Origin of the sequence: Streptomyces sp. SolWspMP-5a-2, from assembly GCF_900091845.1 — a bacterium.
Classification (GTDB): domain Bacteria; phylum Actinomycetota; class Actinomycetes; order Streptomycetales; family Streptomycetaceae; genus Streptomyces; species Streptomyces doudnae.
In genome coordinates this window covers 1-25,756 of sequence record NZ_FMCI01000063.1, presented here as the reverse complement: position 1 = coordinate 25,756, position 25,756 = coordinate 1, and the positions used below count along the sequence as shown (strand labels likewise).

Annotated in this window: 20 protein-coding genes and 2 tRNA genes; 19 read left to right on the top strand and 3 right to left on the bottom strand. The window is 70.6% G+C overall.

From position 1 onward, the window contains the following. Positions 1-39: 39 nt before the first annotated feature. On the bottom strand, positions 40-1,257 hold the full coding sequence (locus GA0115242_RS06300) for an acyltransferase family protein (RefSeq protein WP_093825375.1): 1,218 nt from the start codon (positions 1,255-1,257) through the stop codon (positions 40-42). A gap of 533 nt (positions 1,258-1,790) precedes the next feature. On the opposite strand from GA0115242_RS06300, the gene GA0115242_RS06295 reads away from it, so the two are divergent. Beyond that, complete coding sequence (locus tag GA0115242_RS06295) at positions 1,791-1,985, top strand: hypothetical protein (protein ID WP_093825373.1); 195 nt, start codon at positions 1,791-1,793, stop codon at positions 1,983-1,985. 74 nt (positions 1,986-2,059) lie between these two features. Here GA0115242_RS06295 and GA0115242_RS06290 read toward each other — a convergent pair. Continuing rightward, positions 2,060-2,130: transfer RNA gene (locus tag GA0115242_RS06290), tRNA-Gly, on the bottom strand. A 165-nt stretch (positions 2,131-2,295) separates the two neighbouring features. Here GA0115242_RS06290 and GA0115242_RS06285 point away from each other — a divergent pair. The 5 genes from GA0115242_RS06285 to clpX all read left to right on the top strand — a co-directional run bounded on the left by GA0115242_RS06285 (position 2,296) and on the right by clpX (position 7,025). After that, a tRNA-Pro gene (locus tag GA0115242_RS06285) sits at positions 2,296-2,372 on the top strand. A gap of 188 nt (positions 2,373-2,560) precedes the next feature. Continuing rightward, on the top strand, positions 2,561-3,967 hold the full coding sequence (tig, locus tag GA0115242_RS06280; protein WP_093825371.1) for a trigger factor: 1,407 nt from the start codon (positions 2,561-2,563) through the stop codon (positions 3,965-3,967). 246 nt (positions 3,968-4,213) lie between these two features. Beyond that, positions 4,214-4,819 (top strand): ATP-dependent Clp protease proteolytic subunit, encoded by a 606-nt coding sequence (locus GA0115242_RS06275; RefSeq protein ID WP_161353015.1) that lies wholly within the window; start codon positions 4,214-4,216, stop codon positions 4,817-4,819. A 54-nt stretch (positions 4,820-4,873) separates the two neighbouring features. After that, entirely contained in the window at positions 4,874-5,554 is a 681-nt protein-coding gene (locus tag GA0115242_RS06270) for an ATP-dependent Clp protease proteolytic subunit (RefSeq protein WP_093825367.1), read from the top strand. A 184-nt stretch (positions 5,555-5,738) separates the two neighbouring features. Continuing rightward, positions 5,739-7,025, top strand: coding sequence for an ATP-dependent Clp protease ATP-binding subunit ClpX (gene clpX, locus GA0115242_RS06265; RefSeq protein ID WP_093825365.1), 1,287 nt, complete (start codon positions 5,739-5,741; stop codon positions 7,023-7,025). Positions 7,026-7,097: 72 nt separating this feature from the next. Here clpX and GA0115242_RS06260 read toward each other — a convergent pair whose 3' ends face one another. After that, positions 7,098-8,054 (bottom strand): hypothetical protein, encoded by a 957-nt coding sequence (locus GA0115242_RS06260; protein ID WP_093825363.1) that lies wholly within the window; start codon positions 8,052-8,054, stop codon positions 7,098-7,100. A 137-nt stretch (positions 8,055-8,191) separates the two neighbouring features. Between GA0115242_RS06260 and GA0115242_RS06255 the strand changes: the two genes are divergently transcribed. From GA0115242_RS06255 to GA0115242_RS06195, 13 genes are all read left to right on the top strand, one after another. Then, positions 8,192-10,816 carry a valine--tRNA ligase gene (locus tag GA0115242_RS06255; protein WP_093825415.1) on the top strand — a complete coding sequence of 875 codons (2,625 nt, stop codon included), beginning with the start codon at positions 8,192-8,194 and terminating at the stop codon, positions 10,814-10,816. 176 nt (positions 10,817-10,992) lie between these two features. Then, positions 10,993-12,489, top strand: coding sequence for a bifunctional tetrahydrofolate synthase/dihydrofolate synthase (locus GA0115242_RS06250; protein ID WP_093825361.1), 1,497 nt, complete (start codon positions 10,993-10,995; stop codon positions 12,487-12,489). A gap of 6 nt (positions 12,490-12,495) precedes the next feature. Continuing rightward, complete coding sequence (locus GA0115242_RS06245; RefSeq protein WP_093825359.1) at positions 12,496-12,852, top strand: DUF4233 domain-containing protein; 357 nt, start codon at positions 12,496-12,498, stop codon at positions 12,850-12,852. 67 nt (positions 12,853-12,919) lie between these two features. After that, entirely contained in the window at positions 12,920-13,333 is a 414-nt protein-coding gene (gene ndk, locus GA0115242_RS06240) for a nucleoside-diphosphate kinase (protein WP_093825357.1), read from the top strand. 229 nt (positions 13,334-13,562) lie between these two features. Then, the gene (locus tag GA0115242_RS06235) at positions 13,563-14,582 is read left to right on the top strand and encodes a rod shape-determining protein (protein WP_004931372.1); all 1,020 of its coding nucleotides are present in this window, start codon (positions 13,563-13,565) and stop codon (positions 14,580-14,582) included. A gap of 111 nt (positions 14,583-14,693) precedes the next feature. After that, the gene (gene mreC / locus GA0115242_RS06230; RefSeq protein ID WP_093825355.1) at positions 14,694-15,638 is read left to right on the top strand and encodes a rod shape-determining protein MreC; all 945 of its coding nucleotides are present in this window, start codon (positions 14,694-14,696) and stop codon (positions 15,636-15,638) included. A gap of 15 nt (positions 15,639-15,653) precedes the next feature. Next, positions 15,654-16,328, top strand: coding sequence for a rod shape-determining protein MreD (mreD, locus tag GA0115242_RS06225; RefSeq protein WP_093825353.1), 675 nt, complete (start codon positions 15,654-15,656; stop codon positions 16,326-16,328). Between the two features lie 128 nt (positions 16,329-16,456). Continuing rightward, positions 16,457-18,709 (top strand): penicillin-binding protein 2, encoded by a 2,253-nt coding sequence (gene mrdA / locus GA0115242_RS06220; RefSeq protein WP_093825351.1) that lies wholly within the window; start codon positions 16,457-16,459, stop codon positions 18,707-18,709. Further along, on the top strand, positions 18,706-19,905 hold the full coding sequence (rodA, locus tag GA0115242_RS06215; RefSeq protein ID WP_093825349.1) for a rod shape-determining protein RodA: 1,200 nt from the start codon (positions 18,706-18,708) through the stop codon (positions 19,903-19,905). Before mrdA ends, rodA begins: the two co-directional genes overlap by 4 nt. 107 nt (positions 19,906-20,012) lie before the next feature. Then, the gene (locus GA0115242_RS06210) at positions 20,013-21,509 is read left to right on the top strand and encodes a CYTH and CHAD domain-containing protein (RefSeq protein ID WP_093825347.1); all 1,497 of its coding nucleotides are present in this window, start codon (positions 20,013-20,015) and stop codon (positions 21,507-21,509) included. A gap of 209 nt (positions 21,510-21,718) precedes the next feature. Then, the gene (locus GA0115242_RS06205) at positions 21,719-23,698 is read left to right on the top strand and encodes a TIGR03960 family B12-binding radical SAM protein (protein ID WP_093825344.1); all 1,980 of its coding nucleotides are present in this window, start codon (positions 21,719-21,721) and stop codon (positions 23,696-23,698) included. Between the two features lie 141 nt (positions 23,699-23,839). Further along, complete coding sequence (locus tag GA0115242_RS06200; RefSeq protein ID WP_093825343.1) at positions 23,840-24,061, top strand: hypothetical protein; 222 nt, start codon at positions 23,840-23,842, stop codon at positions 24,059-24,061. 523 nt (positions 24,062-24,584) lie between these two features. Beyond that, positions 24,585-25,343 (top strand): TIGR03936 family radical SAM-associated protein, encoded by a 759-nt coding sequence (locus GA0115242_RS06195; RefSeq protein ID WP_093825341.1) that lies wholly within the window; start codon positions 24,585-24,587, stop codon positions 25,341-25,343. Positions 25,344-25,756 lie beyond the last annotated feature (413 nt).

The following is a 25,756-nucleotide window of genomic DNA, read 5'->3' as shown; positions in this document are numbered from 1 at the left end:
GGCCCGTCGACGTGCGGTGGTGCGGTGGTGCGAGGGGGGCTAGGAGCGTGCCTCGGCGGACTGCCGGTCGCGCCGCTCGTCCGCGCCGGACCCCGTGCCGGACGCGTCCGCGGGGGAGTCGCCCGACGCCTCGGGCCGCTCCGTGTTCCCGGGCCCTCCCGCGCCGTCCTGCCGCGCGCGCTCCCGCGCCGCCTCGCCCGCGTCCCGCTTGAACGCCCACTTCATCTCGGGCTCCATCGCGAACCGGAACACCCGGCGCACCGGCGGCGTGCACAACAGGGTGACGACGACGCCCGCGGCGGCGGTCACCGCGATCTCGCCCAGCGGCCGGTGCAGCCACGCGGGTTCGAACCAGCCGTAGAAGTCGCCCGCCTTGACCACGAATCCGTGCAGCAGATAGCCGTAGAGGGTGCCCGCGCCCAGCGCCGTGAACCACATCGTGCGGCCCGGCACCCAGGCGAAGAAGCACGCCGTCAGCACCAGCGAGCAGCCGAACAGGGCCAGCACCATCACCGGACCGCTCCACCAGGGCGCGGCCAGCTCCTGGGCGGCGTCGCGGTGGTAGAACCACGCGGTGTTCATGCGGGGCACCGACCACCAGCCGACGGCCAGCGCCGCGGCGAACACCGGCACCGACACGATCCGCATCCTGCGGGTGCGCACCATCCGGAAGTGCTCGGGCTTCAGGCACAGGCCCAGCACGAAGAACGGCAGGAACTGCAGGACCCGCTGGAGGTCGAGGTCGTCGCCGATCTCCGGGGAGACGGACGCCAGCATCGCGACGGCGAGGGCGACCGGCAGCGGCCAGCGCAGCGACTTCCACAGCGGGGTGGTCAGCCGCCAGACGAACAGGGCGATCAGGAACCAGGTGAGGTACCAGGGGTCCAGCAGGGTGATCGCCATGCCGGGGTCGTGGTCGCCGTACCGCTTGAAGAGGCTGTACGCCGTCTCGAAGACGATGTACGGCACGGCGACACCCGTGACCAGGCGGCGCAGCCGGTCGGGGCGCATGTCGAAACTGCGGGAGAAATAGCCCGAGATGATGATGAAGGCCGGCATGTGGAACGCGTACACGACCGTGTACAGCGCCTCCAGCACCCGGCTCTCGCCCTTCAACGGCTCCCAGGAGTGGCCCATCGCGACCAGCACGATGGCCAGGTACTTGGCGTTGTCGAAGAACGCGTCACGCCGCTTCCCGGGTGGGGCCGGGGGGCGCGCTGATCCGGTGTGGCCTTGTGCGCGGAGCGAGTTCGTCACCGATCCTCACCCCGGGGGAAGCCGGGGGAGACGATCGAGGTGCTCGCTGCGGATGCGGGGGACGGGGCAGCGTTGAACATTTGAGGCACCCTAGCGTTGTCCATGGGATTCCGTAAAACCTCCACGTCATTCGTGGTTCTGTTGTCGGATACCCCGGATTCGGCAGAGTTGACATCGCGTCGCATGTGCCCGGCTTGTCGTGACTCATCCCCACTAAATACCGCATAAGTTCACCGGACGGCCGGGCTCGGGACCGTCTCCGGGCGGCCGGCGGGCACAATTCGAAATAGCTGCGCGCGTGATGTGTGGAGCGGGAAACGATCCGGTCGAATTTCCCGGACGGCCCTGCTGGGGCGGGGTGTTGGCGACCCGCCGCCGCGGTCCCGCGGACGCCGTCGCGGCACAGGCGTCACGTCCGATGTCCCACCGGCCGCATACGGAGGCCCTGTTGGTGGCACGATGGTTCTGGCGGGGGCGTGCGGGCCGGTGCCCCCGGGCCGGGAGAGCGGACCGTCCATAGGGTGTGATCAGTTGTGGCTATTTCACTGTCGGTGGTGCTCCTGTTGGCGATCATCCTGGTGGTGTTGATCCGGGGAGGCTCCATCAAGGCCGGGCCCGCCATCGTGGCGATCCTCTTCGGCTTCTTCCTGGCGTCGAGCGGCATGGCCCCGTCGATCAACCGGTTCCTGAACTCGATAGCGGAGACGCTCAACTCCATCAGCTTCTGACGGCGCTCGGGGCCCGGGAACGCGGTCGGGGCCGGGCGGAGGAGTGATCCTCCGCCCGGCCCCGGGCCGTACGGAGCGGGCGACGGGAATCGAACCCGCGTAGCTAGTTTGGAAGACTAGGGCTCTACCATTGAGCTACGCCCGCGCAGCGCCGGTGAGCGGGAACCGCGACCCCGGCGCTGAAGGCATCGTAGCGGGTCCGCCCGGCCCGCCGCACACCCCGTCGCACCGGCCGCCGGGCCGGGGTCCGGGCCCGCCGGAAGCGGCGGCCCCGCTGTCGCCGGGCATGTACCCTACGTGTCGCACCAGACGGGGTGTGGCGCAGCTTGGTAGCGCGTCCGCTTTGGGAGCGGAAGGCCGTGGGTTCAAATCCCGCCACCCCGACCAGCGACCGATCGACACCGGTCATCCGCGCGATCACCTCGCGTGATCGCCTTTGGGGCGTGTCGCCGCTGCCGTTACTATGCAAGCTGCACGCCCGTGTGCCTCTCATCAAGAAAGTCCTCAGGGCGCGATCCGCCGGTCCACTCTGGTACCGGCAGAAACCAAGAAGTCAGCCACAAGGAGACCGAACCGTGAAGAGCGCCGTGGAGACCCTGAACCCGACCCGGGTTCGGCTCACTGTCGAGGTGCCCTTCGAGGAGCTCAAGGACAGCCTCGACGCGGCGTACAAGAAGATCAACCAGCAGGTCACGGTGAAGGGCTTCCGGAAGGGCAAGATCCCGGCCCGCGTCATCGACCAGCGGTTCGGCCGCGGTGCGGTCCTGGAGGAGGCGGTCAACGACGCGCTTCCCAAGTTCTACACCGAGGCGGTCAACGAGGCCGAGCTCAACGTCCTGGGCCAGCCCGAGGTCGACATCACGGAGCTGAAGGACGGCGACACGCTGAACTTCACCGCCGAGGTCGACATCCGTCCCGAGATCCAGATCCCGGACTACTCCGGCATCGAGGTCGAGGTCGACGCGATCGAGGTCACCGACGAGGACGTCGACAAGTCGGTCGAGCAGCTCCGTGAGCGCTTCGCCGCCACCTCCCCGGTCGAGCGCGCCGCCGGTGACGGCGACGTCGTGACCGTCGACCTGGAGGCCAAGGTCGACGACGAGGTGCTGGAGGACGGCGTCGCCAGCGGCGTCTCCTACACCATCGGCTCCGGCGAGCTGCTCGACGGCATCGACGACGCCGTCAAGGGCCTGGAGGCCGGTGGCGAGGCCACCTTCGCCTCCGAGCTGAAGGGCGGCTCCGCGGCCGGCCGCGAGGCCCGGGTCACCGTCAAGGTCACCCAGGTCGCCGCCCGCGAACTGCCCGAGCTGGACGACGAGTTCGCGCAGCTCGCCTCCGAGTTCGACACCCTGGAGGAGCTGCGCGCCGACAGCCGCAAGCGCCTCGCGAACATGAAGCAGTACGACCAGGCCACCCAGGCCCAGGAGCGCGTCCTGGAGAAGCTCCTGGAGCTGGTCGAGGTGCCCGTCCCCGAGAAGCTCCTCGAGGACGAGATCAACACCCGCAAGCACAACCTGGAGCACCACCAGCTCGGTCAGATGGGCCTCGACCTCCCGAAGTACCTGGAGATCCAGGGCAAGACGGAGGAGGAGTTCGAGACCGAGACCCGTGAGGCCGCGGTCAAGGGCATCAAGACCCAGTTCGTCCTGGACGAGCTGGTCAAGCAGGAGAAGCTGAACGTGAACCAGGAGGAGCTCACCGAGCACCTCATGCGCCGCGCCGCCTCCTCCGGCATGTCCCCCGACCAGTTCGCGCAGGCCGTCGTCGAGGGCGGCCAGGTGCCGCTGCTCGTCGGTGAGGTCGCGCGCGGCAAGGCGCTGGCCGTCGTCGTCGAGTCCGCCACCGTGAAGGACACCAACGGCGAGGTCGTCGACCTGGACGACGAGGACGAGACCGAGGCCGAGGGCACCGAAGCGGCCGAGGCCGCCGGTGACGACGCCGAGGCCAAGGCCGAGAAGGCCGAGGAGAAGACCGAGGGCTGAGTCCCGCGGCGTCTCCGACAGGACGTGCGACGGGCCCCCGGGGAAGTCCCCGGGGGCCCGTCGGGCTACGCCCCCGGCGAACACCCCCATATCCGGGATTCTCCGAAGGGACCCGCGCGTTAGGGTCCATGAATACGAGGGCAGGGGAGTCCCCGATTAGCGCCGGAAGGCCCCCAGGCCCCGGCAGAACACGTGAGACGGCCCGGCGCCGTCGTAAGACGAGCAGGTGGATACGTGACGAATCTGATGCCCTCCGCCGCCGGCGAGCCTTCCATCGGTGGTGGCCTCGGCGACCAGGTCTACAACCGGCTGCTCAACGAGCGGATCATCTTCCTCGGCCAGCCGGTCGACGACGACATCGCGAACAAGATCACCGCACAGCTGCTGCTCCTTGCCGCCGACCCGGACAAGGACATCTACCTGTACATCAACAGCCCCGGCGGCTCGATCACGGCCGGCATGGCGATCTACGACACCATGCAGTACATCAAGAACGACGTGGTGACGATCGCCATGGGCCTCGCCGCCTCCATGGGGCAGTTCCTGCTGAGCGCGGGTACTCCGGGCAAGCGCTTCGCGCTGCCGAACGCCGAGATCCTGATCCACCAGCCGTCCGCCGGTCTGGCCGGCTCGGCCTCCGACATCAAGATCCACGCGGAGCGGCTGCTGCACACCAAGAAGCGCATGGCGGAGCTGACCTCCCAGCACACCGGTCAGACGTTCGAGGAGATCACCCGGGCCTCCGACCGCGACCGCTGGTTCGACGCCGACGAGGCCAAGGAGTACGGCCTCATCGACGAGGTCATCACCACGGCCGCCAACATGCCGGGCGGCGGCGGCACCGGGGCCTGACACGGCCCCCGTACAGCCCCTCAGCCGACCGCCAGAGCCTCTAGGAGACAGACAGTGAACGACTTCCCCGGCAGCGGCCTGTACGACCGCGGACGCGCCGAGTACACGGCCCCGGCGGCCGAGTCCCGGTACGTCATCCCGCGCTTCGTGGAGCGCACCTCGCAGGGCGTGCGCGAGTACGACCCGTACGCGAAGCTCTTCGAGGAGCGGGTGATCTTCCTCGGCGTCCAGATCGACGACGCCTCCGCCAACGACGTCATGGCGCAGCTCCTGTGCCTGGAGTCGATGGACCCGGACCGGGACATCTCGATCTACATCAACAGCCCCGGCGGCTCCTTCACGGCGCTCACCGCGATCTACGACACGATGCAGTTCGTGAAGCCCGACATCCAGACGGTCTGCATGGGCCAGGCGGCCTCCGCCGCGGCGATCCTGCTGGCCGCCGGTACGCCGGGCAAGCGGATGGCCCTGCCGAACGCGCGGGTGCTGATCCACCAGCCCTACAGCGAGACCGGCCGCGGCCAGGTCTCCGACCTGGAGATCGCCGCCAACGAGATCCTCCGGATGCGCGGCCAGCTCGAGGACATGCTGGCCCACCACTCGACCACGTCGATCGAGAAGATCCGCGAGGACATCGAGCGCGACAAGATCCTCACGGCCGAGGAAGCCCTGGCGTACGGCCTCGTCGACCAGATCATCTCGACCCGGAAGATGAACAACGAGTCCGTCCGCTAGCGCGACGCTGTATCGTCTGCCGCTCCTTGGCACGGAGCGCGACAAGGTGCACGACAATCGGGCACCTGGAAGTGAACCGTGCCAAGGGGGGCCCGAACGGGGGGCTCGGCAAGGTACCGTCGGATGAAGGCAGCACCAGGAGCCGCTGGACCTAGGCGTCTCCCAGGCGAAGGGGAAGCACACCGTGGCACGCATCGGTGACGGCGGCGATCTGCTCAAGTGCTCGTTCTGCGGCAAGAGCCAGAAGCAGGTCAAGAAGCTCATCGCAGGGCCTGGTGTGTACATCTGCGACGAGTGCATCGACCTCTGCAACGAGATCATCGAGGAGGAGCTCGCCGAGACCAGCGAGGTCCGCTGGGAGGAACTCCCCAAGCCTCGCGAGATCTACGAGTTCCTGGAGGGGTACGTCGTCGGCCAGGAGTCGGCGAAGAAGGCCCTGTCGGTGGCGGTGTACAACCACTACAAGCGCGTCCAGGCCGGCGAGAACGGCGGCGGGGCGGGCCGTGACGACGCGATCGAACTCGCGAAGTCCAACATCCTGCTCCTCGGCCCGACCGGCTCGGGCAAGACGCTGCTGGCCCAGACCCTGGCCCGGATGCTGAACGTCCCGTTCGCGATCGCGGACGCGACGGCGCTCACCGAGGCCGGGTACGTCGGCGAGGACGTCGAGAACATCCTCCTGAAGCTCATCCAGGCCGCCGACTACGACGTCAAGAAGGCCGAGACGGGCATCATCTACATCGACGAGATCGACAAGGTCGCCCGTAAGAGCGAAAACCCGTCGATCACCCGCGATGTCTCGGGCGAGGGCGTCCAGCAGGCCCTGCTGAAGATCCTGGAGGGCACCACCGCCTCCGTGCCGCCGCAGGGCGGACGCAAGCACCCGCACCAGGAGTTCATCCAGATCGACACGACGAACGTGCTGTTCATCGTGGGCGGCGCGTTCTCCGGCCTCGAGAAGATCATCGAGGCCCGTGCCGGGGCCAAGGGCATCGGCTTCGGCGCCACGATCCGCTCCAAGCGCGAGCTGGAGGCCAAGGACCAGTTCGAGGACGTCATGCCCGAGGACCTGGTCAAGTTCGGCATGATCCCCGAGTTCATCGGCCGCCTCCCGGTCATCACCGCGGTCCACAACCTCGACCGCAAGGCGCTGCTCCAGATCCTCGTCGAGCCGCGCAACGCGCTGGTGAAGCAGTACCAGCGCCTCTTCGAACTCGACGGTGTGGAGCTGGACTTCGAGCACGAGGCGCTGGAGGCCATCGCCGACCAGGCCATCCTGCGCCAGACCGGCGCGCGCGGCCTGCGCGCCATCATGGAGGAGGTCCTCCAGGCGGTCATGTACGAGGTCCCGTCCCGCAAGGACGTGGCCCGGGTCGTCATCACCGCCGACGTCGTCCGCTCGAACGTCAACCCGACCCTGATCCCCCGCGACGCCCGCGGGCGGGGACCGGGGGAGCAGAAGACGGCGTGACCCCCCGCCGCACGGACACGAGAAGGGCCCCGGTCACGGAGACCGGGGCCCTTCGTCGTCGGCGGTGCCGGGTCAGAGCTTGACGCGCACGTCGTTGCGGAGCTTGGCGGCGAGCGCCGCGGTGTCGTCGGCCGAGCCGCCCTGGCCGGTGGCGAGCGCCGCGAGGCTGAACGACGTCACATAGGCGGTGGTGCTGTGGTCCGCCCAGATGCACATCGGCATCGTGAAGGACTTCGGGGCGGTCGCCGAGGTGGCGTCGCTGTTGTCGATCCTGGCCACCTGGCACTTCATGATGCCGTTGGCGAAGCCCGCGGGCTTCACCTCCTCGGGGCTGCCGACCAGCGTCGTCTTGCCGGTGTCCTTGTCCTTCTCCGACTCCGACTTGATCTTCCCGAACATCGCGTCCACGACCGCCTCGGGGTCGTCGATGGTGCCGTAGACCCCGCCGAAGGTCAGGTTCTTCGCCGTCAGACCGGAGCCGTTGGCATAGGCCGCGCTGACCTTCTTGGCGTCCTGCACGCCCCACTTCTCGAAGTCGGAGACGTCCGAGTCGGACAGGTCGTCCGAGGAGGCGCCGCTGTCGGACTTCGTGTAGGTGCCGCCGATCACCGTCGCCGGGGTGGTCAGCTTGTGCGGGCCGTCGTCCGCGACGTCCGAGCCGCCGCCGCCCGAGCCGACCAGGAAGTAGGCGCCCACCGCGATCGCGGCGACCACGGCCACCACACCGACGATCAGTCCCGTCCTGCGGCCGCCGCCGGAGCCCGCGGGCTGCGGGGCGCCGTAGGGCTGCTGGCCGTAGGGACCCTGCGGCGGGACCCCGGGCTGCTGCGGGTAGCCGGGGTAGCCCGGCTGGGCGGGCGGCGCCTGCTGCGGGTAGCCGTAGCCGGGCTGGGGCGCGGGGGGCTGCTGGGGATAGCCGTAGCCGGGCTGCGGGGCCTGCGGCGGCTGCCCGTACGGGCCCGGCTGGCCGTACGGTCCGGGCTGCTGGGGCTGCTGCCCGCCGTACGGGCCCGGCTGGTTGTGACTCATCCCTGGGTTCCCCTCCAGAAGCTTTATGCGTTCCTGACATCCTGACCCAGGGGCGGGGGACGGACGGCGCCGGGGGCCCCACCGTTACAGAAGAATCCCGTTTCGGGACACCGTCGTGACGCCCCTACACTGTGCGCGTGACCGAGAACGCTCATCAGCAGCCCACCGCGCCCGCCTCCGAACTGCCGACCCAGTACGCGCCGGCCGACGTAGAGGGGCCGCTGTACGAGCGCTGGGTCGAGCGGGGCTACTTCGAGGCCGACGCGACGAGCGGGAAGCCGCCCTTCACCGTCGTCATCCCGCCGCCGAACGTCACCGGCAGCCTCCACCTCGGGCACGCCTTCGAGCACACCCTCATCGACGCCCTGACCCGCCGCAAGCGCATGCAGGGCTTCGAGACGCTGTGGCAGCCGGGCATGGACCACGCGGGCATCGCCACCCAGAACGTCGTCGAGCGGGAGCTGGCCAAGGAGGGCAAGTCCCGGCACGACCTGGGCCGGGAGGCGTTCGTCGAGCGGGTCTGGCGCTGGAAGGGCGAGTCCGGCGGCCAGATCTCCGGCCAGATGCGCCGCCTCGGTGACGGCGTCGCCTGGTCCCGTGAGCGCTTCACCATGGACGAGGGCCTCTCGCAGGCCGTCCAGACCATCTTCAAGCGGCTCCACGACGACGAGCTGATCTACCGCGCCGAGCGCATCATCAACTGGTGCCCGCGCTGTCTCACCGCGATCTCCGACATCGAGGTCGAGTACCAGGACGACGACGGCGAGCTGGTCTCCATGAAGTACGGGGACGGCGACGCGACCATCGTCGTCGCCACCACCCGTGCCGAGACGATGCTCGGCGACACCGCCGTCGCCGTCCACCCCGAGGACGAGCGCTACCGCCACCTCGTCGGCACGCTCATCAAGCTGCCGCTGACGGACCGTTCCATCCCGGTCGTCGCCGACGAGCACGTCGACCCCGAGTTCGGCACGGGCGCCGTCAAGGTCACCCCGGCCCACGACCCGAACGACTTCGAGATCGGCCAGCGCCACGACCTGCCCGCCATCACGGTCATGGACGAGCACGCCGTGATCACCGTCCCCGGCCCCTTCCAGGGCCAGGACCGGCTGGAGGCCCGCTCGGCGATCGTCGCCGCGCTGCGCGCCGAGGGCCGGATCGTCGCCGAGAAGCGGCCCTACGTCCACTCCGTCGGGCACTGCTCGCGCTGCAAGACCACCATCGAGCCGCGCCTGTCCATGCAGTGGTGGGTCAAGGTCGCCCCGCTCGCCAAGGCCGCGGGCGACGCCGTCCGCGACGGCCGGGTCGCCATCCACCCGCAGGAGATGGAGAAGCGGTACTTCGACTGGGTCGACAACCTCCACGACTGGTGCATCTCGCGGCAGTTGTGGTGGGGCCACCGCATCCCCGTCTGGTACGGCCCCGACGGCGAGGTCGTCTGTGTCGGCCCCGACGAGGAGCCGCCCACCGGCGAGGGCTGGCACCAGGACACCGACGTCCTCGACACCTGGTTCTCCTCGGGACTGTGGCCCTTCTCCACCCTGGGCTGGCCCGAACAGACCGAGTCGCTCGCGAAGTTCTACCCGAACTCCGTCCTGGTCACCGGCTACGACATCCTCTTCTTCTGGGTCGCCCGGATGATGATGTTCGGCCTCTACGCGATGGACGGCACCCCGCCGTTCCACACCATCGCCCTGCACGGCATGGTCCGCGACCAGTTCGGCAAGAAGATGTCCAAGTCCTTCGGCAACGCGGTCAATCCGCTGGACTGGATGGACAAGTACGGCTCCGACGCGCTGCGTTTCACCCTGGCCCGCGGCGCCAACCCGGGCGTCGACGTGCCGATCGGCGAGGACTGGGTCCAGGGCTCGCGCAACTTCGCCAACAAGATCTGGAACGCGACGCGCTTCGCCCTGATGAACGGCGCGACGGTCGAGGGCCCGCTGCCGGACGCCTCCGCGATGTCCGCGGCCGACCGCTGGATCCTCTCCCGCCTCAACACCGTCGTCGCCGAAGTCGACGCGTTCTACGACGACTTCCAGTTCGCGAAGCTCTCCGACGCCCTCTTCCACTTCGCGTGGGACGAGGTCTTCGACTGGTACGTCGAGCTGTCCAAGACGACGTTCCAGGCCGGGGGCGAGCCCGCGAAGGTCTCCGGGCGGGTCCTCGGCGAGGTCCTGGACGTCACCCTGCGGCTGCTGCACCCGGTCGTCCCGTTCGTCACCGAGACGCTCTGGACCACCCTCACCGGCGGCGAGTCCGTCGTCGTCGCCGAGTGGCCGTCGGACTCCGGCTTCCGGGACGCGGCGGCCGAGCGGGAGATCGAGACGCTCCAGCGGGTCATCACCGAGGTCCGCCGGTTCCGCGCCGACCAGGGCCTGCAGCCCGGCCAGCGGGTCCCGGCCCGGCTCGCGCTCGGCGGCACGGACCTCGCGCCGCACGAGGCGGCGATCCGGCAGCTCCTGCGGCTGCAGCCGGAGGGCGACGGGTTCACCGCGACGGCGACGCTGCCGGTCGCGGGTGCGGAGGTCGCCCTCGACCTGTCGGGGACGATCGATGTCGCGGCGGAGCGGAAGCGGCTCGCGAAGGATCTCGCGAGCGCGGAGAAGGAGAAGGCGCAGGCTGTCGCCAAGCTCGGCAACGAGGCGTTTCTGGCGAAGGCGCCGGACAATGTCGTCGACAAGATCCGGGGGCGGTTGGTGAAGGCGGACGAGGACATCGAGCGGATCGGGGCGCAGCTGTCTCGGTTGCCTCAGGTGTAGGGGCCTGCGCGGGGCCCTCCGGGGGTGCGCGGGGGTGGGGTGCGGGTCGTGGTCTCGTGCGGGTTCGTGGGGGCTGGTCGCGCAGTTCCCCGCGCCCCTGGGGGGTGGGTGTGGGCCGGGGTGGTCTGGCTCGGGCTCCTGGGGAGCTGGGGTTCCGGGGCTCGTAGACTGGTGGGGTGAGTGACCTCCCCCCGGACCATGACCCCTTCGACGAGATCGTCGGTGCCGAGACCGACCGTGACCCCGACCTCGCGGTCATCGAGGCGGGCAGCCGCACCCTGCGCACCCAGGGCGCCGTGCCGCAGGCCGACGTTCCCGCCCGACCCGAGGACCCCGAGCTGGACCGGGCGCTGCGCGAGGTGGAGACCGAGCTGGCGGGCCGCTGGGGCGAGACCAAGCTGGAGCCCTCGGTCGCCCGGATCGCGGCCCTGATGGACGTCCTGGGCGAGCCGCAGCGCGCGTACCCCTCGATCCACATCACCGGCACCAACGGCAAGACGTCCACCGCCCGCATGGTGGAGTCCCTGCTCGGCGCGTTCGAGCTGCGCACCGGCCGCTACACCTCGCCGCACGTCCAGTCCGTCACCGAGCGGATCAGCCTGGACGGCGCCCCGGTCTCCGCCGAGCGCTTCATCGAGACCTACCAGGACGTCAAGCCGTACGTGGAGATGGTCGACGAACGGCAGGAGTACCGGCTCTCCTTCTTCGAGGTGCTCACCGGCATGGCCTACGCGGCCTTCGCGGACGCCCCCGTGGACGTGGCCGTCGTCGAGGTCGGCATGGGCGGCACCTGGGACGCGACGAACGTGATCGACGGCGACGTCGCCGTCGTCACCCCCATCGACCTGGACCACACCGACCGGCTCGGGGAGACGCCCGGCGCGATCGCGGGGGAGAAGGGCGGGATCATCAAGCAGGGCGCCACCGTGATCCTCGCCCAGCAGCCCGTGGACGCCGCTCAGGTGCTCCTGAAGAAGGCCGTGGAGGCCGACGCGACCGTGGCCAGGGAGGGCCTGGAGTTCGGCGTCGTGGCCCGCGAGGTGGCCGTCGGCGGCCAGCTGGTCACCCTGCGCGGCCTCGGCGGCGAGTACCCCGGCGTCTACCTCCCGCTGCACGGCGCCCACCAGGCCCACAACGCGGCCGTCGCGCTCGCCGCCGTCGAGGCGTTCTTCGGCGTCGGCTCGCAGCGGGCCGAACCGCTCGACCTGGACACCGTCCGCAAGGCGTTCGCGTCCGCGTCCTCGCCGGGCCGTCTGGAGGTCGTGCGGCGCTCGCCGACCGTCGTCCTGGACGCCGCCCACAACCCGGCCGGTGCCCGGGTGACCGCCGAGGCGGTGGGGGAGGCGTTCGACTTCAGCAGGCTGATCGGCGTGGTCGGCGCGAGCGGCGACAAGAACGTGCGCGGCCTCCTGGAGGCGTTCGAGCCGGTCTTCGCGGAGGTCGTCGTCACCCAGAACTCCAGCCACCGCGCCATGGACACCGACGAGCTGGCCGCGATCGCCGTGGAGGTCTTCGGCGACGAGCGGGTCCAGGTCGAGCCGCGGCTGCCGGACGCCCTGGAGGCGGCGATCACGCTCGCCGAGGAGGAGGGCGAGTTCACCGGCGGCGGTGTGCTCGTGACCGGTTCCGTCATCACCGTCGGCGAGGCCCGACTGCTCCTGGGGAGGGGCTGACCACCCGTGCGTACGCTCTGCGCTTCCACCTTGATCGGCGAGCTGTTCGTGATCGGCTTCGCCGGTCTCGTCGCCATGAAGGACCCCGACCTCGCCATGTCCACCGTGTGGACGGTCTGCGGGGTCGCGATGGTCCTCAGCGTGCTGCTGTGCGGCGTGATCACCCGGCCGGGCGGCGTCGCCCTCGGCTGGGCGTTCCAGGTCGCGCTGGTCGCCTCCGGCTTCGTGGTGCCGGCGATGTTCTTCCTCGGCCTGGGCTTCGCCGCCCTCTGGTGGGCCTCCGTCCACTACGGACGCAAGATCGACGAGGCGAAGGCGCGGTTCGCGGCGCAGTCGGCCTCCGCTGAACCTGACGCTGTGTGACAGAGGTCGCGACACGCCGGGTAACCTCGTCTTCTCCGCACCACCCTTGACTTGAAGGAGCCCGCCCGTGAGCCAGCGCACCCTCGTCCTTCTCAAGCCTGACGCCGTCCGGCGCGGACTGACCGGCGAGATCATCAGCCGCATCGAGCGCAAGGCCGGCTGGCGGATCAGCGCGCTGGAGCTGCGCACCCTGGACCAGGACACGCTGGAGCAGCACTACGGGGAGCACCGGGGCAAGCCCTTCTACGAGCCGCTCGTCGAGTTCATGGCGTCCGGTCCCGTCGTCGCGCTCATCGTCGAGGGCGAGCGGGTCATCGAGGGCGTGCGCGCGCTGGCCGGTCCCACCGACCCGATCGCCGCCGCGCCCGGTTCCATCCGCGGCGACTACGGTGTCATCGTCCGGGAGAACCTGATCCACGCGTCCGACTCCGAGGAGTCGGCCGAACGCGAGGTGAAGATCTTCTTTCCCGGTCGTGACTGACGCCCACGGGCGGGCATGACGGCGGCGATCGGGGGAACGCACACCCCCGAACGCCCGTCTCCAGAAGCGAAGCCACACATCATCTGCTGACAATGGCGAAGACCCTCACGCAGTGTTCGTGCAGGCGCGTCTACGATGGAAGCCTTCACGTCACAGCACCCACTTCGCCGACCTGAAAAGCCCTCAGAAGCTGCCAGGGAAGGCCACACGAATCCTGATGGGGAACTCAATGTCGTTCATCGGCCGTGACATGGCTGTCGACCTCGGGACCGCCAACACGCTGGTGTACGTCAGGGGTCGCGGGATCGTTCTCAACGAGCCGTCCGTCGTCGCGATCAACACCAACACCGGTGGCATCCTCGCGGTCGGCGCCGAGGCCAAGAAGATGATCGGACGCACCCCCGGCAACATCGTCGCGGTGCGTCCGCTGAAGGACGGCGTCATCGCCGACTTCGAGATCACCGAGCGGATGCTCCGCTACTTCATCCTGAAGATCCACAAGCGGCGCTACCTCGCCCGCCCGCGCGTCGTCGTCTGCGTGCCCTCGGGCATCACGGGCGTCGAGCGCCGTGCCGTCATCGAGGCGTCGTCGCAGGCAGGCGCCCGCCAGGTGCACATCATCGAGGAGCCCATGGCCGCGGCCATCGGCTCGGGGCTGCCGGTGCACGAGGCCACCGGCAACATGGTGGTCGACATCGGCGGCGGCACCACGGAGGTCGCGGTGATCTCCCTCGGCGGCATCGTCACCGCGCAGTCCATCAGGGTCGCGGGGGACGAGCTGGACAACGCGATCATCCAGCACATCAAGAAGGAGTACTCCCTCCTGCTGGGCGAGCGCACGGCCGAGCAGATCAAGATCACGATCGGTTCCGCGTACGACCTCGACGCCGACGAGCACACCGAGATCCGCGGCCGGGACCTGGTGTCCGGGCTGCCCAAGACGGTCGTGATCTCCGCGGCCGAGGTCCGCAAGGCGATCGAGGAGCCGGTCAACGCGATCGTCGACGCCGTCAAGACCACCCTCGACAAGTGCCCGCCCGAGCTGTCCGGCGACATCATGGACCGGGGCATCGTGCTGACCGGCGGCGGCGCCCTGCTGCGCGGCCTCGACGAGCGGCTGCGCCGGGAGACCGGCATGCCGATCCACATCGCCGAGGACCCGCTCGACAGCGTCGCGCTCGGCTCCGGCAAGTGCGTCGAGGAGTTCGAGGCGCTCCAGCAGGTCCTGGACGCCCAGCCGCGCAGATGACGTAATCCCTCGATTCCGCCGTACGAGACGATCTCCTCTCGTGCGGCGGATCGTTGATATAAGCGCAGACAACACCCGCACATTCCTATGAGGAAGGCACGGCCGCCGCACGTGAGGGACACACGAGAGAGCCGGCTGCTCCTGGTGCTGCTGATCGCCGTCGCGTTCGCGCTGATCACGGTGGACATCCGGGGCGGGGAGGACTCGCCCGTCGGCGGTGCCCGGCAGGTCGCCGCCACGGTCTTCGGCCCGATCGAGAACGGCGTCGCCGCCGGTGTCGACCCGGTCGGCAACGCCGTCTCCGCGATCCGCGACTCCGGCGAGCGCCACGACCGGCTCGCCCGCCTTGAGAAGGAGAACGCCGCCCTCAAGGCCAGCCTCGGCAGCAGCGACCGCAACCGCAGCCGTCTGAAGCAGCTCGACAGCATGCTCAAGGTCGCGGGCGAGGGCCAGTACGGCATCAAGGGCGCCCAGGTCATCGGGATAGGAGCGGCCCAGGGCTTCTCCTGGACCGTCACCCTGGACGTCGGCGCCCGCGACGGCATCGCACGCGACATGACCGTGCTGAACGGCGACGGACTCGTCGGCCGCGTCACCACGGTCGGGCCCGGCACCTCCACGGTGCTGCTGGCCAACGACCCCGACTTCACCGTCGGCACCCGGATGGAGGGCAACGACGAACTGGGCTTCGCCTCGGGGCAGGGCGACCGCGCGCTGCGCGTCGAACTCCTCAACGGCAAGGCCGAGGTGAAGAAGGGCGACCGCCTGGTCACCTTCGGCTCCCAGGCCGACCGCCCCTTCGTGCCCGGCGTCCCGGTCGGCACCGTCTCCCGCGTCGACCCCTCGGGCGGCGGGCTCACCCGCACCCTCTACGTGACGCCGTACGTCAGCTTCACCAACCTGGACGTCGTCGGCGTGGTGGTCGAGCCCCCGAAGAAGGACCCGCGCGACACGGTGCTCCCGAAGAAGCCCCAGCCGACCCCCGTCCCGACGGTCACGGTCACGGTCACCCCGTCCCCGAACGCACCCGTCGACGGCCAGCAAGAGCAGCAGTAGGAGCTGAGTTCCCCCATGCGTGTCAACCGGATCCTGCTCTCCTCGGCCCTGATCGTCGTCGCGCTGGTGATCCAGGTGAGCGTCCTCGCCCGCCTCCACCTCCCCGGCGCCGTCCCCGACCTGCTGCTGCTGACCGTCCTCGCCCTCGCCATGGTCTACGGCCATGTCGGCGGCGCCCTCGTCGGATTCGGCGCCGGGCTCCTCGCGGACCTCGCGCCGCCCGCCGACCACGCGGCCGGCCGCTACGCCCTCGTGCTCTGCGTCGTCGGCTATCTGGCGGGCCTCGTCAAGCCCGAGAACGGGCGGCTGAAGTCGGCGACCGCCCCGATGCTGGTCGTGGTCGGCGCCGCGATCGGCTCGACCCTGCTGTACGCGGGCGTCGGCGCCCTCGTCGGCGACACCGCCGCCCGCCACGTCGGCCTCACCGGGCTGCTCTTCTCGGCGACCGTCTACGACCTGCTCCTCGCGCCGTTCGTGGTCCCCGGGGTCATGGCGCTCGCCCGGCGGGCCGACAACGACCCGCTGGCCGAGAGCAGCTCCGCCGCGAGCAAGGCCGCCGACATCTCCAACGGGTGGCTCTCCTCCGGGACCGGGCTGCGCGTCGGCGGCCAGCGCGGCGGCATCAAGATGCGCGCCGTGCGCGCCCGCGCCTCGCGGGCCGGACGGATCAAGGGGGTCAAGCGGCTGTGACCGCACGGGAAGCGGCGTCCGCGCCGCACAGCGTCCCCGGACGCCGGCCGCGCGGCGCCGCCGCGCACGCGCCGCACGGCGTCCCGGGACCCGAGACGTACCCGCACTGAGAGGGGGAGGCAGCCACAGTGACCAACATTCCCGAGACCGGGCGGACCCCACGGGTCCAGATCCGGCTCGTCGTCATCCAGATTCTCGTCCTCTCGCTGCTCGGCACCCTCGGCGGACGCCTGTGGTACCTGCAGATCCGGGAGGGCGCCGCCTACGCCAAGGAGGCGTCGGGCAACCACGTCCAGCAGGTCGTCCAGCCCGCCCCGCGCGGCTCCATCCTGGACGCCAGGGGCGTCGCCATCGCCGACAACGAGACCCGCCTGGTCGTCTCCGCGTCCCGCACCGACCTGCTGAAGATGAAGGACGACGGCAAGGCCGTCCTCACCAAGCTGGCCGGTGTCCTCGGGATGAAGCCCGAGGACGTCATCCTCAAGGTCCGGCTCTGCGACGCGAAGACGCCCAAGCCGTGCTGGAACGGTTCGCCCTACCAGCCCATCCCGATCACCGACGAGGCCACCGCCAAGCAGGCCCTCCAGATCCGCGAGCGCGCCGAGGACTTCCCCGGCATCACCGCCGAGCCGGAGGCCGTCCGCCGCTACGCCGCGCCCGGCAACGCCAACACCGCGCAGGTCCTCGGCTACCTCTCGCCGGTGACCGACGACGAGATCCAGAAGGCCCAGAACACCGACTCGCCCTACCTGCGCTCCGACCAGGTCGGCCGCTCCGGTCTCGAGCGCCAGTACGACAAGGAGCTGCGCGGCAAGGCGGGCGTCACCCGCTACGAGGTCGACAACCTCGGCCGCGTCATCGGCAAGGCCCAGGCGGACGCCGCCGAACCCGGCGCCAACCTGGTCACCAGCATCGACTCCCGGGTCCAGCGGATCGCCGAGTACGAACTCGACACCGCGATGAAGACCGCCCGCCAGCAGTTCGACAAGATCACCGGCGAGAACTACAAGGCGGACTCCGGCGCCGTCGTCGTCATGGAGGCCAAGACCGGGCGGGTCGTCGCCATGGCGTCCGCGCCCACCTACGACCCGAACGTGTGGGTCGGCGGCATCTCCGGCAAGGACTACGCCAAGCTCACCGGCAAGAAGTCGGACTACCCGCTGATCAACCGGGCCATACAGGGTCAGTCCGCGCCCGGGTCGACGTTCAAGGTGGTCTCCACGGCCGCCGCGGTCGAGGCCGGGTACGTCTGGGACGGCGGCTACCCCTGCACCAGCTCGTACTCCGTCGGCGGCCAGGTCTTCAAGAACTTCGAGGGCGAGAGCTTCGGCCCGATCTCCCTGGGCCGCGCCCTGGAGGTCTCCTGCGACACCGTCTTCTACGGGCTCGCCGACCGCGAGTGGAAGAAGGACGGCGGCATCAACCCGAAGAAGGGCCAGCCGAAGGACTACTTCTACAAGGCCGCCCACCAGTTCGGCCTCGGCAAGGAGACCGGCATCGACCTCCCCAACGAGGTCACCGGCCGCGTCCCGGACCGCACCTGGAAGGCCGACTACTGGAAGGCCAACAAGAACGCCTGGTGCAAGTCCGGCAAGAAGGACGGCAGTTACGTCGAGAAGATCGCCTACGAGAACTGCCTCGAAGGCAACAAGATGCGTGAGGGCGACTCGATCAACTACTCCATCGGCCAGGGCGACACCCTCGTCACGCCGATCCAGGAGGCCGTGATCTACGGCGCGCTCGCCAACGGCGGCACGATGTACCAGCCGTCCATCGGCAAGGCCGTCGTCAGCGGCGACGGCAAGACCGTCCGGGAGATCAAGCCCAAGTCCGTCGGCAGGCTGCCGGTGAACAAGGCGACCGTCAAGGGCATGGGCGAGGCGCTCGCGGGCGTGGTCACCCGCGGTACCGCCGCCTGGAAGTTCAACGGCTGGCCGCAGGACAAGATCCAGCTGCACGCCAAGACCGGTACCGCGGAGGTCTACGGCAAGCAGACCACGTCCTGGCTCGCCACCTACTCCAAGGACTACACGGTCATCATGACCATCGCCCAGGCCGGTACCGGTTCGGGCGCCTCCGGTGAGGCCGTGCGCAACATCTACAGCGCCCTGTACGGCGTCCAGGCCGACGGCTCCATCGACACCAAGCAGGCCCTGCTGCCGACGCCGCAGAAGGGGCTGCCGAAGGTCCGCACGGACGGCACCATCGTCTCCCCGAAGGTCTCCGACGACCCCGCCGCCGACCTGCGGAAGATGGAGGAGAAGGGCGACACCCCGCCCGACGAGAACCAGCCCGCGGGCACCGCCACCAACCCCACGGCCACCAACCGTGACACCCGCAGGCGACCGCGCAGGCGGGGCAGCCGGAGGATGCCGACATGACCGGAGCCAACACCTTCTCCGTCTCCGGGTACGGACCCGAGCGCGCGGGCTGGACGCGGATCTTCGCCCGCGACTCGCTCGCCCGCCGCCTGGACTGGCCGATACTGCTCTCCGGCCTCGCCCTCTCCGGCATCGGATCGCTGCTCGTCTACTCGGCGACCCGCAACCGCACCGAGATCAACCAGGGCGACCCGTACTACTTCCTGCTCCGCCACCTCATGAACACCGGCATCGGGCTCGCCCTGATGATCGGCGTGGTCTGGGTCGGCCACCGCACCCTGCGCACCGCCGTGCCGATGCTCTACGGCGCCTCGGTCTTCCTGATCCTGATGGTGCTCACGCCGCTCGGCTCCACCGTCAACGGCGCGCACTCCTGGATCGTCCTCGGCGGCGGCTTCTCGCTCCAGCCCTCGGAGTTCGTGAAGATCACGATCATCCTCGGCATGGCGATGATGCTGGCCGCCCGGGTCGATGCGGGCGACAAGAAGTACCCCGACCACCGCACGGTCCTGCAGTCGCTCGGAATCGCCTCCGTGCCGATCCTGATCGTGCTGCTCATGCCCGACCTCGGGTCGGTCATGGTCATGGTCGTCATCATCCTCGGCGTGCTGCTCGCCTCCGGCGCCTCCAACCGCTGGATCTTCGGCCTGATCGGCACGGGCGCCCTCGGCGCGCTCGCCGTCTGGCAGCTGCACATCCTGGACGACTACCAGATCGCCCGCTTCGCCGCCTTCGCCAACCCGAGCCTCGACCCGGCCGGTGTCGGCTACAACACCAACCAGGCGCGCATCGCGATCGGCTCCGGCGGACTCACCGGCTCGGGCCTCTTCCACGGCTCCCAGACCACCGGCCAGTTCGTGCCCGAGCAGCAGACCGACTTCGTCTTCACCGTCGCCGGTGAGGAGCTGGGCTTCCTCGGCGCCGGTCTGATCGTCGTGCTCCTCGGCGTGGTGCTCTGGCGGGCCTGCCGCATCGCCCGCGACTCGACCGAGCTGTACGGCACGATCGTCGCCGCCGGGATCGTCGCCTGGTTCGCCTTCCAGGCGTTCGAGAACATCGGCATGACGCTCGGCATCATGCCCGTCACCGGTCTGCCGCTGCCGTTCGTCTCCTACGGCGGCTCCTCGATGTTCGCCGTGTGGATCGCCGTCGGACTGCTCCAGTCGATCCGCTCCCAGCGGCCCATGTCCGCCTGACCAGCACCTCGCGCCTCACCCGATCGGACGGCCCCGGGACCCTCCCGGGGCCGTCCGGCGCGTTCCGCTCCCTGTCGGCCCGGCCGGACAGCAACTAGATTCGGGTCATGGCGGACAAAAAACGTGAGATCGAGCGGAAGTACGAGTCCGACTACAGCGGCCTGCCCGACCTGACCGGCGTCGCCGGGGTGGTGACCGTCGTCGACCGCGGCGTCGTCCACCTGGACGCCACCTACTACGACACCGCCGACGGGCGCCTCGGCGGGGCCGGGCTCACCCTGCGCCGCCGCACCGGCGGCACGGACGCGGGCTGGCACCTGAAGTTCCCGGTCGGCCCCGGCGTCCGCGACGAGATCCACGCCCCGCTCTCCCGCACCCTCCCGCACGCGCTCGCCGCCCTGGTCCGCTCCCGGGCCAGGGACGCCGCCCTGCTGCCCGTCGTCCGGCTCCGCTCCGAGCGCGACCTCCGCCACCTCCTCGACGGCGACGGGCGGCTGCTCGCCGAGGTCGCCGTGGACGCCGTCCGCGCCGAACGGCTCACCGGCGACGGCGGCGAGGCCCAGTGGACCGAGATCGAGGTGGAACTCGCCGACGGCGGCGACCCCGCCTTCCTCGACCGGGTGGAGAAACGGCTGCGCGCCGCCGGAGTACGCCCCTCCGCCGCCGCCTCCAAGGTCGGCCGCGCCCTCGCCGAGACCGACCCCGACGGCGGGCGGGGCCCCGAGCGGCCGCCCGCGCCGGTGACGGCCGGCGACCACGTCCTCGCCTACGTGCGCGCCCAGCGCGAGGCCATCCTCGCCCTCGACCCCGCCGTCCGGCAGGACACCCCCGACTCCGTGCACCGCATGCGGGTCGCCACCCGGCGGCTGCGCAGCACCTTCCGCTCCTACCCCGCCGTCCTCGACCGCGCCGTCACCGACCCGGTCGCCGCCGAGCTGAAGTGGCTCGCGGGCGAGCTGGGCGTGGACCGGGACCAGGAGGTGCTCACCGACCGGATCGCCGCGGCCCTCGACGAGCTGCCCCGCGCCCTGCTCGCCGGACCCGTGCGCTCCCGGCTGCGCGCCTGGTCGCACGCCCGGCGCGGCGGCTCACGGCGCCGCCTCACCGCCGTCCTCGACGGACCGCGCTACCTGGAGCTGCTGGTGGCCCTCGACCGGCTGGTGGACGGGCCGCCGCTGCGGCCCGCGGCGGCGAAGAAGCCCGCGAAGGTGCTCGCCAAGGCCGTGCGCAAGGACCACCGGAAGCTCTCCGCGCTGGTCGCCGAGGCCCGGGAGCTGCCGCCGGGGCACGCCCGGGACGTGGCCCTGCACGAGGCCCGCAAGAAGGCCAAGCGGACCCGGTACGCGGCCGAGGCCGCCGTCCCCGCCCTCGGCGCCCCCGCGAAGGCCCTCGCCAGGTCGGCGAAGGCGGTGCAGAGCCTGCTCGGCGACCACCAGGACAGCGTCATGACCCGTGAGGCGCTGCGGGACCTGGCCCGGCAGGCGCACGCGGCCGGGGAGAGCACCTTCACCTACGGGGTGCTGTACGGGCGCGAGGAGCGGAACGCGGAGCGCTCGGAGGCCGAGCTGCCGCAGGTGTGGGGGAAGGTGCGGGGCGTGGGATGAGCGGCCGGTGCGGCCCGTGCGGCGGGGCGTGTGCCGCGGGCGTCACCGGGGGCGGTGCGGTCCGCGCGGTGCGGGGCCCGGCGCGGTGGCGCGCTACGCTGGGCGGCCACCTCTTGTCCACAGGCTGTGGTCGCCGCCCCCGTGCCGAGCGGCGGCGGACCGCGCCGGGTGCGCCCCGTCCGTAACAGTCCAGCCCGAAGGTTCGCGAGATGTCTGCCGAAGTCGCTGAGGCCGTCGAGTCTGTGTTCCCGCAGCTCGAAGCCCTCCTCCCGCATGTGCAGAAGCCGATCCAGTACGTCGGCGGAGAGCTCAACTCCACGGTCAAGCCGTGGGAGTCGTGTGACGTCCGCTGGGCGCTCATGTACCCGGACGCCTACGAGGTGGGGCTGCCCAACCAGGGCGTCATGATCCTCTACGAGGTGCTGAACGAGCAGGAGGGCGTCCTCGCCGAGCGCACCTACAGCGTCTGGCCCGACCTGGAGGCGCTGATGCGGGAGCACGGCGTCCCGCAGTTCACGGTGGACGGCCACCGCCCGGTGAAGGCGTTCGACGTCTTCGGGCTCTCCTTCTCCACCGAGCTGGGCTACACCAACATGCTGACGGCCCTGGAACTCGCGGGCATCCCGCTGGAGTCCAAGGACCGCGGCCTGGACGACCCGATTGTCCTCGCGGGCGGCCACGCGGCGTTCAACCCGGAGCCGGTCGCCGACTTCATCGACGCCGCGGTCATCGGCGACGGCGAGCAGGCCGTCCTCGACATGACCCGCATCATCCGCGCCTGGAAGGCCGAGGGCCGCCCCGGCGGGCGCGAGGAGGTCCTCTTCCGGCTGGCCAGGACCGGCGGCGTGTACATCCCCGCCTTCTACGACGTGGAGTACCTGCCCGACGGCCGGATCGCCCGGGTCGTGCCGAACCGTTCCGGTGTCCCGTGGCGGGTCTCCAAGCACACTGTGATGGACCTGGACGAGTGGCCCTACCCGAAGCAGCCGCTGGTCCCGCTCGCCGAGACGGTCCACGAGCGGATGTCCGTGGAGATCTTCCGCGGCTGCACCCGGGGCTGCCGCTTCTGCCAGGCCGGGATGATCACCCGCCCGGTGCGGGAGCGGTCCATCACGGGCATCGGCGACATGGTCGAGAAGGGGCTCAAGGCGACCGGCTTCGAGGAGGTCGGCCTGCTCTCGCTCTCCTCGGCCGACCACACCGAGATCGCCGACGTCGCCAAGGGCCTCGCCGACCGGTACGAGGAGGACAAGATCGGTCTGTCCCTCCCCTCCACCCGGGTGGACGCCTTCAACGTCGACCTCGCCAACGAGCTGACCAGGAACGGCCGCCGCTCGGGCCTGACGTTCGCGCCCGAGGGCGGCAGCGAGCGGATGCGCAAGGTCATCAACAAGATGGTCTCGGAGGAGGACCTGATCCGCACGGTCGCGACCGCCTACGGCAACGGCTGGCGCCAGGTGAAGCTGTACTTCATGTGCGGCCTGCCCACCGAGACCGACGAGGACGTACTCCAGATCGCCGACATGGCGATGAAGGTCATCCAGAAGGGCCGCGAGGTCTCCGGCGCCAACGACATCCGCTGCACGGTCTCCATCGGCGGGTTCGTGCCCAAGCCGCACACGCCCTTCCAGTGGGCCCCGCAGCTCTCCTCCGAGGACACCGACGCCCGCCTCGCCAAGCTCCGCGACAAGATCAGGGGCGACAAGAAGTACGGCCGCTCGATCGGCTTCCGCTACCACGACGGCAAGCCCGGCATCGTCGAGGGACTGCTCTCCCGCGGCGACCGCAGGCTCGGCGCGGTGATCCGCGCGGTCTACGAGGACGGCGGCCGCTTCGACGGCTGGCGCGAGCACTTCTCCTACGAGCGCTGGATGCGCTGCGCGGAGAAGGAGCTGCCGCGGGTCGGCCTGGACGTCGACTGGTACACCACCCGTGAGCGCGGCTACGAGGAGGTCCTGCCCTGGGACCACCTCGACTCGGGCCTCGACAAGGACTGGCTCTGGGAGGACTGGCAGGACGCCCTCGACGAGACGGAGGTCGACGACTGCCGCTGGACGCCCTGCTTCGACTGCGGCGTTTGCCCCCAGATGGACACGTCCATCCAGATCGGTCCCACGGGTAAGAAGCTGCTGCCGCTGACGGTGAAGAACGCCGCACCCGCGCCCGCCCCGAACGGGCACGCCCACTGAGAGCGGCGACCGAACCCGCAGGTCAGTGCTGTGCGGGGGCGGGCGGGGCGGACGGGGCGCGGGAGGCCGCCGGAATCCGGTCGGGCAGCGGACGCGCACAGCCGCAGCGAAGGGGACGTCCGGGGGCGCATACTGGGGACGATGACTAAGCCTGCAGCACCGAAGCGTCATTTGCCCACCAGCCCCTTCAAGGCCCCGGTCGCACCCGCTCCCAAGCACTTCGCTGTGGGCGACCAGGTCACTCACGACATGTACGGCCTCGGCCGTGTGGTCGGCATGGAGGACGGCATCGCGGCACTCGTGGACTTCGGATCCGCCCAGATGCGGATCCTGAGCCCGTACGCCAAGATGACCAAGCTGTAACCCTCCGTGCCTGATCACGGCACCCCAAGGCCCCGCCAGGGGCCTGCCTTCCAAGGAGACCTCCCATCGACCTGACCTCGCTGTTCTCCGCCCCGGAAGGGCAGACCCGCAGCTCAGCGGCCGCGCTGCCCCCTCCGGCGACCAACCCCTTCCAGGCCCCGGACTTCGGAGAGGACGACAGCTTCCTCCTCGACGACGTCCAGGAGCCCGTACGGGCAGGGCGCGGGGCACGGTCCAGGGCGGCCTAGGGCGGTCCCGGGAACCGGGCGGCGGGCCCTGATCCGCGGGCCCGCCCCGGTTCCCCCCTCCCCGAGCCCGCGGTCCCGGCTCCGGGCCTGCTCACCACCTTCGCGCCGATCCGCGGCCGGACGCCGTCCGGAAGCCCGCCCGGGAGGCGGTGCCACCGCGTCGGGAACCTCCGGCGCGCGACACACGTACTCTTGGTGGCAGGACGACCGCACTCACGAAGGACTGAACGACACTGGGCAAGCGACAGCCCGAAGGCCCCCCGCCCGCGCCGACGGTGCAGCGCATCCGACTGCGCTACACCAAGCGCGGCCGCCTCCGGTTCACCAGCCACCGTGACTTCCAGCGTGCCTTCGAGCGCGCGCTGCGCCGTGCCGAGGTGCCGATGGCGTACTCGGCGGGGTTCACGCCGCACCCGAAGGTGTCGTACGCCAATGCCGCACCCACCGGCACGGGCAGTGAGGCGGAGTACCTGGAGATCGCGCTCACCGCGTCCCGGGACCCGGAGCGCCTGCGCGCGCTGCTCGACGAGTCGCTGCCCACCGGGCTCGACATCGTCGACGCGGTCGAGGCCCGCACGTCGGGTCTCGCCGACCGGCTGACGGCTTCCGTGTGGGAGCTGCGGCTGACCGGGGTGGAGCCGGCGGTCGCCGAGCGCGCGGTCGCCGCGTTCAAGGCCGCCGAGACCGTCGAGGTCCAGCGCACGGCCAAGAACGGCGTCCGCACCTTCGACGCCCGCGCCGCCGTCGTCGAGCTGGAGACGCACGGAACACCTGCTGATAGGCCGACCGACCAGCCCTGTGCGATACTGCGGCTGGTTGTTCGGCACGTGACGCCTGCCGTTCGACCCGACGACGTCCTGTCCGGTCTCCGCGCCGTGGCCGACCTGGCGCCGCCGGTCCCCGCAGCGGTGACCAGGCTGGCGCAGGGGCTGCTCGATGAAGAGACCGGCACGGTGACCGACCCGCTCGCGCCCGATCGCGAGGCGGCGACGGCCCCAGCGGCCGGTTCAGCCGCCGCACCGGTGCCCGCGTGAGGGAAGGTCCCGCGAAGGACTGACGTCGTAGCGCCGCCCTCGTACTCGGGAGCCACCTGGGTCGGGCAGCGCACCCACCACAAGACTTTCGCCAGGCCGTGCGTACACCGCGTACGGAACCGGTGAGACAGGACACAGAGAGTTCCCGTGCGGCGCCCACGCCCCGGACGGCGGCACCGCGCAACGCGCGAGCCGCGGACGTCAACGGTGATCGAGTCACCGGTGCCGGATCAGGCGCGGCGCCCGGGAGCCTGACGGGAGAAAAGCCCGCATGCTCGAACCGACCGAGCCCGAAGAGGGTTCCGAACTGAACAGCCCCAGCGACACCCTGCCGCCGCGCCGGCGGCGGCGTGCCGCCTCACGCCCCGCGGGCCCGCCCGCCGGGCCCGCCGCGGCCTCCGACGAGGCCGCCG